General features: G+C 64.6%; 7 protein-coding genes and 1 pseudogene. 1 reads left to right on the forward strand and 7 read right to left on the reverse strand.

The window, feature by feature from the left end:
- From LJE63_12895 to LJE63_12925, 7 genes and pseudogenes are all read right to left on the reverse strand, one after another.
- A partial coding sequence (locus tag LJE63_12895; GenBank protein ID MCG6907504.1) for a methylenetetrahydrofolate reductase occupies positions 1 to 540 on the reverse strand: 540 nt, incomplete at its 3' end.
- Positions 537 to 1,205: a methylenetetrahydrofolate reductase C-terminal domain-containing protein gene (locus LJE63_12900; protein ID MCG6907505.1), complete on the reverse strand. Its 669-nt coding sequence runs from the start codon at positions 1,203 to 1,205 to the stop codon at positions 537 to 539. The genes LJE63_12900 and LJE63_12895, both read right to left, overlap by 4 nt.
- A gap of 75 nt (positions 1,206 to 1,280) precedes the next feature.
- On the reverse strand, positions 1,281 to 1,646 hold the full coding sequence (locus tag LJE63_12905; GenBank protein ID MCG6907506.1) for a hydrogenase iron-sulfur subunit: 366 nt from the start codon (positions 1,644 to 1,646) through the stop codon (positions 1,281 to 1,283).
- A 65-nt stretch (positions 1,647 to 1,711) separates the two neighbouring features.
- Positions 1,712 to 4,738, reverse strand: coding sequence for an FAD-dependent oxidoreductase (locus LJE63_12910; protein MCG6907507.1), 3,027 nt, complete (start codon positions 4,736 to 4,738; stop codon positions 1,712 to 1,714).
- Positions 4,739 to 5,125: 387 nt separating this feature from the next.
- Positions 5,126 to 5,503, reverse strand: a pseudogene (locus LJE63_12915) (hydrogenase iron-sulfur subunit).
- Between the two features lie 66 nt (positions 5,504 to 5,569).
- Positions 5,570 to 8,614, reverse strand: a complete 3,045-nt coding sequence (locus LJE63_12920; protein MCG6907508.1) for a CoB--CoM heterodisulfide reductase iron-sulfur subunit A family protein — start codon at positions 8,612 to 8,614, stop codon at positions 5,570 to 5,572.
- An 87-nt stretch (positions 8,615 to 8,701) separates the two neighbouring features.
- Positions 8,702 to 9,577, reverse strand: coding sequence for a methylenetetrahydrofolate reductase (locus tag LJE63_12925; GenBank protein MCG6907509.1), 876 nt, complete (start codon positions 9,575 to 9,577; stop codon positions 8,702 to 8,704).
- A 517-nt stretch (positions 9,578 to 10,094) separates the two neighbouring features.
- Here LJE63_12925 and LJE63_12930 point away from each other — a divergent pair.
- Positions 10,095 to 10,500, forward strand: a 406-nt coding sequence (locus LJE63_12930; GenBank protein ID MCG6907510.1) for a response regulator, incomplete at its 3' end; no start/stop codon positions are given.

Consider the following 10,500-nt stretch of genomic DNA (forward strand, 5'->3'; position numbering starts at 1 on the left):
CTTGGCCAAACGCGGCACCCGGATCTCGAAGGGATCGGCGAACGGATTGGCCGCCGCCCCCACGAACATCTCCGGCGGCCGTTTGATCTCGTCGCCGCCCAGGAATTTGCCCTCGTCGCGCATGTGGCGCACCGTCTGGACCAGCTGCAGCGAGTCCAGATCATGGACATTCTGCCCCTTGGCGCAGTCCCCGAAGCTGTTGTGGTCGCCGGAGAGGCAGAGAATATTGTGGATGTCGAAAGAGGCCGCCCCCAGGATGTCGCTTTGCAGCGCGATCCGGTTGCGGTCGCGGGTCACCATCTGCAGCACCGGCTCCAGGCCCATCAGCTTGAGGCGGATGCAGGCGGCCAGACTGCACATCCGGGTCATGGAGGTCTGGTTGTCGGTGATGTTGATGGCGTCCACGTGGTCCTTGATCAACTCGGCCTTGTGGGTGATGCCCTCCGGGTCGCTGCCGCGCGGCGGCCCGCACTCGGAGGTAACGGCCAGGTGCCCGGCGGCCAGAATCTTTTCCAGTTTGCTGGGTGTTTTGACGGTCATAGCTGCACATCCTCCCTGACGACTTTGCGCGGTCCGCCGGCCCGATCGGTGGACCAGTCTTTGATCGGACTCAGTTTTTCGTAGTCCTCCAATGTGCCCAAGGCTTTCATGCGGTCGATGATCAACTGCCAGGCGCAGTCGACCTCCTTGCTGATTTCGCACTTGCCATTGGTCGACCCTCCGCAGGGGCCGTTGAACAGCCGCTTGGCGCAGCGCGAAACCGGGCAGATCCCACCGGTCATGGCCAGGATGCACTGCCCGCACCCCTGGCAGCGTTCGACCCAGAGCCCGCGTTTCTCGGTGGCGCCCATGAATTTGGTGTTGACCCCCGGCAGAACCGGCGTCGCCTGGTATTTTTCGGCGGTGAACTGCACCCCGACGCCACAGGCGATGGACAGGATGGCGTCGTACTGGTCGACCACGTCGCGGATCTCCTCCAGGTACTCGTGATCGCACTGCCGCTCCAGGGTGATCTCGTCGATTTTGACCTCGCGTCCCTGGTTGAGGGCATTCATCCGCAGCGCCGAGGCCAGGATGCCGACCTCCTTTTTGCCCCCTGCCTCGCAGACCGTCACGCACTCGTTACAGCCCAGGATCAGCAGGCGTTTGAAGTTTCGGGTGGTTTCAATGATCTCTTCGATGGGTTTCTTGTCGGCGACAATCATTTCCGGACCTCTCTTTGTCGTTGACCCCGTTGAAAGGGCGATTTCACAGCCGCACCCTCTGCATCCGCCGCTTACTCAGGCGGCGGCGGGCTTGCGGGCCAGCTTGATGGGGTTGGGCCCCAGTGCGGTCACACGCTCGGTCATTTCGACGGCGTACTGGGCAAAGCGCGGGCCTTCGCCCGAAGACAGGTTGAACATCTGCACCCGCTGCCCGCCGATCCCGATCTGCTCCAGGAGCTGGCTGACCTGCGCCACCCGCTTGCGGGCCCTGAAGTTGCCGCTGTTGTAGTGGCAGTCGCCCTCCATGCAGCCGATCACGCAGACCCCGTCGGCCCCCTTCTCAAAGGCCCGCAGCATGTGGATCGTATCCACCTTGCCGGTGCAGGGCACCCGGATGATCTTCACGTTGGTGGGGTAATTCAGTCGCATCGAACCTGCCAGGTCCGCGGCGGTGTACCCTCAATAGTTGCAGCAGAAGGCCAGGATGATGGGTTCGAATTCGGCGCTCATAAGACTCCCTCCAGCAAGGCTTCCACCTTGCACAGCAGCTGGTCGTCCTCGTACCAGTTGAGTTCAATGGCCTTGGCCGGGCACTCGCCTGCGCAGATGCCGCACCCGTGACACAGGGCCGGGTCGATTTCAGATACGCCCTCGGCGTTGATACGCGGCACCCCGTAGGGGCAGGAGCGCACGCAGACCAGGCAGGAGGCGCACTTATCGGCCTCCACCTGGGCCACCACCGCCGAGAGCGTCATTTCCGACTGGGACAGGAAGGTGGTGGCCCGCGATGCGGCGGCATACGCCTGGGCGATGGTCTCGGAGAGCAGTTTGGGGCTGTGGGCCGTGCCGCAGACGAAAACGCCCTCGGTGGCCATTTCCACCGGCCGCAGCTTGACGTGGGCCTCCATGAAATAGCCTTCCGCGTTGCGGGCGAGCTTCATGATGGAGCTCAGTTCCTCGGTGTCTTCGGCCACCATGCCGGCGCTGAGGGTCAGCAGGTCGGCCTTGACCTGGAGCCGGCGGCCCAGGATGGGGTCATCGAAGGTCACCGCGATCCCGTCCTTGCCGGGCACCACCTCCGGCGGACGCTCGGTGCTGTATCGGAAAAAGAGCACGCCCCTGGCCCGCGCCTGGGTGTAGTAGTCCTCCAGCAGCCCGTAGGTGCGGATGTCGCGGTAGAGGACGTAGACGTTGGCGTCGGGGTTGGCGTCCTTGATGTGCAGGGCGTTTTTGATGGCACTCTGGCAGCAGATCCGCGAGCAGTTGGGATTCTCCTCGTTGCGCGAGCCCACGCACTGGATCATGACCACCTCGTTCAGGCCGGCGGCCCCCTTCTCGGCCAGGCGCGCCCCCAGCTCCAGCTGGGTCACCACCCGCGGGTCCTCCCCGTAGCCGTACTCCTTGGGCTGGTATTCCCGCGCACCGGTGGCCAGGACCACGGCCCCGTGGGCGATCTTGCGCTCATACATCCCCGGGCCCACCAGCACCTCGGTGCTGAAGTTGCCCTTGAAGCCCGTAAAGCCCACGATCAGGGACTGGGTCTGGACCTGGATCTTGGGGTGATCGGTGACCTGGCGGATCAGGTCGTCGACGTAGGCCCCCACGTCGCCCCCCTCGATGGTGTGGGTCAGCCGGTTGGCCAGCCCGCCGAGCTTCTCCTCCTTTTCCACCAGAACCGCCTCGAACCCCTGGTTGGCCAGCCCCAGGGCGGCGTTCATGCCGGCCACCCCGCCGCCCACCACCAGGGCCCGGGGGATGATGCTGATCTTTTTCTCCTGCAGGGGATGCAGCGTCCCGGCGCGCGCCACCGCCGCACGCACCAGATCCTTGGCCTTGCGGGTGGCGGCGGCGGGGTCGTTGGAGTGAATCCAGGAATCCTGGTTGCGGATGTTGGCCATCTCGAAAAGATACTTGTTGATGCCGCAGGCCTGGAGGGTTTCCTGGAACATGGGTTCGTGGGTCTTGGGGGTGCAGGCGGCCACGACCACGCGGTTGAGCCGGTGCTCCTTGATCTTGTCCTTGATCTTGTCCTGGGTGTCCTGGGAACAGGTGAAGAGGTTCTGGTCGGTGTATACCACGTGGGGCAGGCCGGCGGCATAATCCTGGACGTCCTGGACCTTGACGATCCCGCCGATATTGATGCCGCAATTGCAGACGAAGACCCCGATGCGCGGCGTCTCTCCGGTCACGTCGATCTCCGCCGGGATCTCGACGCTGCGGGTTTCGGTCCCGCGGCCGGCCGCCAGGTCCCGCCCGGCGGCGCAGGCCGCGGCGCTGGCCTCGGTGACCGAGGTGGGGATGTCCTTGGGGCCCTGGAAGACCCCGCAGGTGTAGATTCCCGGCCGGGAGGTGGTCACTGGCAGGAAGGGGTCGCTGGCGACGAAGTTGTACTTGTTCAGTTCGATGCCCAGCTGTTCGGCCAGGGCCACCGAAGTGCGCGGGATCTGGAGACCGACGGAGAGCACCACCATGCTGAAGATCTCCTCCTGGATGGCGCCGCTTTCATCGACGTAGCGCACCGCCAGGTCCCCGGTCTCGGCGATGGGGTCCACGGTGTGGATCCGCGCCTTGACGAACTGCACGCCCTCCTTGTCGCGCGCCCGCAGGTAGTATTTCTCGTAGTCCTTGCCGAAGGTGCGGATGTCCATGTTGAAAATGGTGCAGTCCAGGTCCCCGTGGATATGCTCCTTGGCGATCATCGCCTCCTTGATGGCGTACATGCAGCACACCGAGGAGCAGTAGCCGTTGCCGCAGCGGTTGGTGTCGCGCGAGCCCACGCACTGGATCCAGGCGATGCGCCGGGGCTCCTCGCGGTCCAGAGGCCGCATCACATGCCCGCGGTAGGGGCCCGAGGCGCTCAGGATGCGCTCGAACTCTTCGCTGGTGACGACATTGGGTGAGCGACCGTAGCCGAAAAAATCCAGCCCTGCGGGGTCATAGCCCTCGCTGCCCGAGGAGAGGATCACGGCGCCGACCCTCAGGGTCGATTCCTGGATGCGGTCCGCGTAGCGCACCGCCTTGGCCAGGCAGATGTTTTCGCACAGCCCGCAGCCGATGCAGACCTTGGGATCGATGGCAAAGGCCAGCGGCACCGCCTGGGGGTATTCGATAAACGTCGCCCGCCGATCGTCCAGGTTCTTGTTGTATGGGTTGACAGCGGTCACCGGACAGTGCCGGGCGCAGTCCCCGCAGCCGGTGCAGGCGGCGGGGTCGATGTAGCGCGGGCGGCTGGTGACGGCGACGTTGAAGTTGCCGGGCGCGCCCTCGATGCGCTGGATCTCGCTGTTGGTGATGATGTTGATGTTCAGGTGCCGGCCGACCTCGACCAGTTTGGGTGAGATCACTCACATGGCACAGTCGTTGGTGGGAAAGGTCTTGTCCAGCCGCGACATCATCCCGCCAATGGTCGGTGATTTCTCCACCAGATAGACGTTGTAACCCGAATTGGCCAGGTCCAGGGAGGCCTGCATCCCGGCGATCCCCGCCCCCACCACCATCACGGATCCGCTCGTGTTGACTTTTTCCGCTTGCATGTCGACTCCTTCGTGTTAAAGCACGCCGAAAACCGGTTTGCGATCGTGCATGCCCTTGAATTCGATCCTGTTGGTCTTCTCCAGGTCCGTCAGTAGGTAGGAGATTCGCATCAGTTCAAGCCCCGTGGCGGCGCTGATCTCGCGCACCGAAACGGCCCCCTCACCGATGGCCAGGTAGATCAGGTTTTTCTGGTATTCCCGCGCCAGCACCTCGTCCATGATCTTCTCCAGACGCTCGGTCTCCCAGCTGCGGCCGTAGACGTCGCCGCGGCTGGTGATCCGGACCTCCTTGCCCGCCAGCCAGCGAACCACCTCGCTGTCCAGGGTCATCTCGGCGGCCCTCAGGGCCAGGGGATAGGCCCCGGGGTCAAACGGCCCCTGCCGGACGACGGATTCGGTCACGGTGGTGACGATCTCGACGAAGCGCTGGGCCTCGGCCGATGACACCCACGCCAGGTGCAGGCGCCCCTCGCCGATGCCGGAGAGTTCCAGGAGCTTGCGGGCCAAGCGAATCTTCTTGTCGGCTTGAACATTACCCTCCAGGTAATGGCAGTCACCGAAATGTCACCCGGCCACCAGCACCCCGTCGGCGCCCCGCTGCAGGGCCTGAACCACGAACACCGGGTCCACCCGGCCGGAGCACATGACCCGCACCGTGCGGATCGAGGCGGGGTACTGAAAGCGCGACACGCCGGCCAGATCGGCGCCGGCATAGGCGCACCAGTTGCAAAGAAAGGCCACGATTTTCGGTTCGAAGACGGTCATCGGTTTTCCCTTCCATCTCTGGGGTTGGCCCCGGGCCAACCGGATTCACGATAGCGCCCGCAGCCCTCAGACCACCGCGGCGACCGCGGCGATGATCTGCTGGTCACGGAAATGCAGCATGTCGATGGCCCGCTGGGGGCAGGAGGCCGCGCACAGGCCGCAGCCCTTGCAGGAGGCCGGGATATTGCGCGCCCGCAGGCCCTTGCCCTCCACCGGCATCATTTCGATGGCGCCGAAGGGGCAGATTTCGGCGCACAGGCCACAGCCGATGCATTTTTCGGCATCCACCTGGGAGACCAGCGGTGAGACCTTGACCGCCTCCCGTGCCAGAACCGTGGTGGCGCGCCCGGCGGCCGCCAGGGCCTGGGCGATGCTCTCCTCCAAGGGCTTGGGGTAGTGGGCCAGGCCGCAGACAAAGATGCCGTCGGTGGCAAAGTCCACCGGCCGCAATTTGGCGTGGGCCTCCATGAAAAAGCCCTCGGCGGTCAGCGGCAGTTTGTAATGTTCCGCCAAACGGGTCTGCTTGGGGGGTTCCACGGCGGTCATCAGGTTGAGATAGTCGGCCGGAATGGCAAGTGCGCGCTGCAGGACCGGGTCGAAGACCTCCACCTTGAGCCGCTCGCCGTCGGGGCGGACCACCGGCTTGCGCTCCAGGCTGTAGCGGATGAAGATCACCCCCAGCTCGCGTGCCTGCTTGTAGAGCAGCTCGGCCTCGCCGAAGGTACGGATATCGCGGTAGAGGATGTAGACCGCCGTGTCCGGGAAGCGGTTGCGAATCCAGACGGCCTGTTTGACCGCCGAGGTGCAGCAGATCCGCGAGCAGTAGGGCCGCTTGTCGTCGCGCGAGCCGACGCACTGCACGAAGACGACGCTCTCGGCCCCCTCCAGACGCTCGGGGTGCTGCTCCAGGTCGTGCCAGCGGGTCACCCGCGGGTGCTTTCCGTAGAGGTATTCATCCGTATCGGTGGCCTGGGCGCCGGTGGCGATGATGGTGGCCCCGTGCCTGACGGTGCGCGCGCCCTCGCCCGAAACCACCGTGGTCTCGAAGTTGCCGACAAATCCCGAGGCCTCCGTGACCTCGGCGTTGCACAGCACCGTGACAGCGGGGTGCTTTTCCACCCGCGCCACCAGTTTCTCGAGGAAAAGCGGCACGTCCTGCCCCTGCCGGGTGCTGCGCACATCGCGCGCCGCACCGCCCAGAACCTCGGCCTTCTCGACAATCACCGCCGGAAAGCCCTGATCGGCCAGGCTCAGGGCCGCCGTCATGCCGGCCACGCCGCCGCCCACCACCAGGGCCGATTTCTCGATGGGCACGTCCAGATCGGGGATCGGCTCCAACAGGGTGGCGCGCGCCACGGCCATGCGGATCAGGTCGCGGGCCTTGTCGGTGGCCTTGTCCTTGTTCTCGGAATGCACCCAGGTGCACTGGTTGCGGATGTTGGCCATCTCGAAGAGATAGGGGTTGAGCCCTGCGTCGCGCAGGGTCTCCTGAAAGAGGGCCTCGTGGGTACGGGGGGTGCAGGCCGCCACGACGATGCGGTTGAGGTTCTGCTCGCGGATCACAGCGACCAGCTTCTCCTGGGTGTCCTGGCTGCAGGAGAAGAGGTTCTCCTCGGCGTAGACCACGTGCGGCAGCCCCTTGGCAAAGGCCACCAGGGCGGGCACATCGGCGATGCCGCCGATATTGACGCCGCAGTTGCAGACAAAAACCCCCACCCGCGGCGCGTCGCCGCCCACCGCACGCTCTGCCGGAAAAACGGGCGCCGTGACCCGGCTGCCCCGCGCCGGGGTCAGACCAACGGCCGCGCTGCAGGCCGCCGCGCTGGCCTCGACGACCGACTGGGGGATGTCCTTGCACCCCTGGAGCACGCCGGCGACAAAGATCCCGGGCCGCGAGCTGCTCACGGGGCTCAGATCCTCGGTGGCCACGAAGCGGTAGGGGTTGAGCGCCACACCGAGCTTTTTAGCGGTTTCCACCGCGCTATCGGCCGGCTCCATCCCCACCGAGAGCACCGCCAGGTCGAAAGGCTCCTCCACCAGGGCCCCTTCCTCGGTGACATACCGCAGGTTGAGGGAGCCGTCGGCCGCCTCGGTGATGGTGTGCACCCGGGAGCGCACGAAACGGACCCCTTCGGCCTTGGCACGCGTGTAGTACTTCTCGAACTCCTTGCCGTGGGTGCGCATGTCCATGAAAAAGATGGTCGGTTCGAACTCCGGCCCCAGGTGCTCCCTGGCGATCACCGCCTCCTTGATGGCATACATGCAGCAAACCGAGGAGCAGTAATGGTTGCCGCAGCGGTTGAGATCGCGCGAACCGACGCACTGCAGCCAGGCGATGCGCCTGGGTTCACGGCCGTCCGAGGGGCGCGTCACGTGGCCGCCGGTGGGCCCGCCGGCGGACAGCAGGCGCTCGAACGCCAGGCTGGTGACCACATTGGGCAGCTTGCCGTGCTGGTAGTTGTCCAGTCCGGCGGGGTCAAAGGCCTGCAGCCCGGCCGTCATGATCACGGCGCCCACGTCCCGGCTGAGCTCCTTGGGGGCGTCGTCAAAGCGGATCGCCTGGGTGGGGCAGATCTTCTCGCAGGCCCCGCACTTGCCCTTTTTCAACCAGATGCAGCGCTCCGGGTCGATGCTGTATTTCAACGGCACCGCCTGGGGATAGGGCACGTAGATCGCCTTGCGCTTGGAAATCTTCTCGTTGAAGGCGTCCGCGGTTTTGGCGGGGCATTTCTCCGCGCAGGCGCCGCAGGCGATGCACTTGTCCAGGTCCACGTAGCGGGGGGACTGGGTGAGACTGACGCGAAAATTGCCCGCCTCGCCGGTGATGGCGTTCACCGTCGTGAGGGTGAGCAGTTCGATGTTCAAATGCCGGCCGACCTCGACCAGTTTGGGGGAGATGATTCACATCGAACAGTCGTTGGTGGGAAAGGTCTTGTCCAGCTGCGCCATGGTGCCGCCGATGGCCGGCGACTGCTCCACGAGGTGGACGAAGTAGCCGGATTCCGCCAGGTCCAGGGCGGCCTGCATCCCCGTGATGCCCCCTCCCACGACCATGACCGAACCGGTGACCCCACTGTTTTGCTTGAGTGCGATGACCTTCTCGTTATCCATTTGGTTCACCTTTTTTGCTATGGTTCACGCCGCCGCCGGTCTCCCCGGCCGCGGCCGTCGCTTGCGCCCCCCGTGTTGCCGGCGCGCCTAAACCCCCATGCCGCCGAGAATCTCGGGAAGCTTGTGCTCCCAACCGAGGGTGGAGATCAACACCCCGCTAAAGCGCGCCTCGCGCAGCGCGGCCATGGTTTCAGCCGCGATCCGGGTGCATTCCCGGACCTTGTCGGGGGCCTTTTGCAGCCGCTGGATGAGCGCCCCGGGAACGCTCACGTTGGCCATGTGGCGCTGGAGATAGCGCGCCATGCCCAGGGACTTGAGCAGCAGCACGGTGGGGATCAGGTGGACATCGTAGCGCCTGATTCGCTGTCGGAAGGCCTCCAGCACGTTGAGGTCGAAGACCGGGGGGGTGACGAAAAAGCGCGCCCCGGCCTCGACCTTTTTGCCCATCTCCACCACCTCCCGGTCCAGTTCGTGGGCCGGGGCGCCGCTGTTGACCGCCGCACCCACCAGAAACTGCGGTTTACCGGAAAGCTCGACCCCGGCCATGTCCCGACCGGCTTGCAGGCCGCGGATGGCCGCCAGCAGCTCCAGCAGTTGAATGTCGTAGACCGGCCGGGCCTCGTGATGGTCCCCGAAGCTGGGGTCCTCACCACCCACCGCCATCACCCCGCCCACCCCGCAGGCGCTCGCCCCGAGAAGATCCGCCTGCAGGGCGAGCCGGTTGCGGTCGCGGCAGTTGACCTGCATGATCGCATCCATCCCCTTGGCCTGGAGAAGCATGGCGCCGCTGAGGGAGCTCATGCGCATGACCGCGTTGCTCATCTCCGGCACCAGAAAAGCATCCACCGCCCCCTTGACCTTGGTTGCGGCGCCCACCATCGCAGACGCGTCCGCCCCTTTAGGCGGCTCGATCTCGGCGAGCACCACAAAGGTTCCCGCGTCCAGCTTGCGCGCTAACTCCATGGATTTACCTCCTGGGTTGTTTGATGGAACCCCACCTTCCCGATGCCGCCAAACCGGTGGGGTCAAGGTGAACCGCCGGCCACCCCGCAGCCGGGGGCGTCAACCGGCGATGTGTGCCGAGCGAGACCGTCGCCATTTCCCGTCTCATCCCCGGGTTGAGCAAATTGCATACCGGCTGCCGAAAACGGCCCCCGAAACATAAAATTTCAAATATTTTCAGTATTTTTCGTTTTTCGAAGGGTTGCCCTCGGAACCCGGCGGATCACCCCGGATATGTGCCGATTTGGCACAGTCTATAAACTTTATTTATTTATTTCAATATGTTGGAAATACAATGCCATTTTGGCACACTTTCCCGACCCGTCTCCCCGGCGGCCGGCACGGCGGCCTGGGCATCATTTTCTGTTCGTAATTCAAGTTAGTTGCCAAATGCACTTGCTTTCCGTTCCATTTTGGCATAGTCTGGTTTTGCGGCTCCAATCCGTTCGCCGGCCGTCCAACCGCCGATGGAGAACTGATGGAAAACAGAATCATCGCCGTCGACGATGATCGGGATTTTCTGGAAATCCTGGGGATGCATCTGGTGGATTTCGGGTATCGTGACTTCCGGGTGGAGGAGGATCCCATAAAAGCGGCGGCTCTCTTCCAAAAGGGCGAGACCTTCGACCTCGCCCTAATCGACATGCAGATGCCCGAGTTGGACGGCATGGCCCTGCTGGATCTCATCAAGACCACCAGCCCCACCACCGAGTGCATCATGATCACCGCCGTCAACGACGCCCGGGTGGCGGTGGAGTGCCTTCGCAAAGGGGCCTACGACTACCTGGTCAAACCCATCCCCCGCGAAGAGCTGCGCATCGCCATCGATCGCGCCCTGGAGCGCAAACGCCTCCTGGACATCGTCGAGCTCGGCAAAAAAAGCC

The sequence above is a fragment of the Desulfobacteraceae bacterium genome, assembly GCA_022340425.1.
Taxonomy (GTDB): Bacteria; Desulfobacterota; Desulfobacteria; order Desulfobacterales; family JAABRJ01; genus JAABRJ01.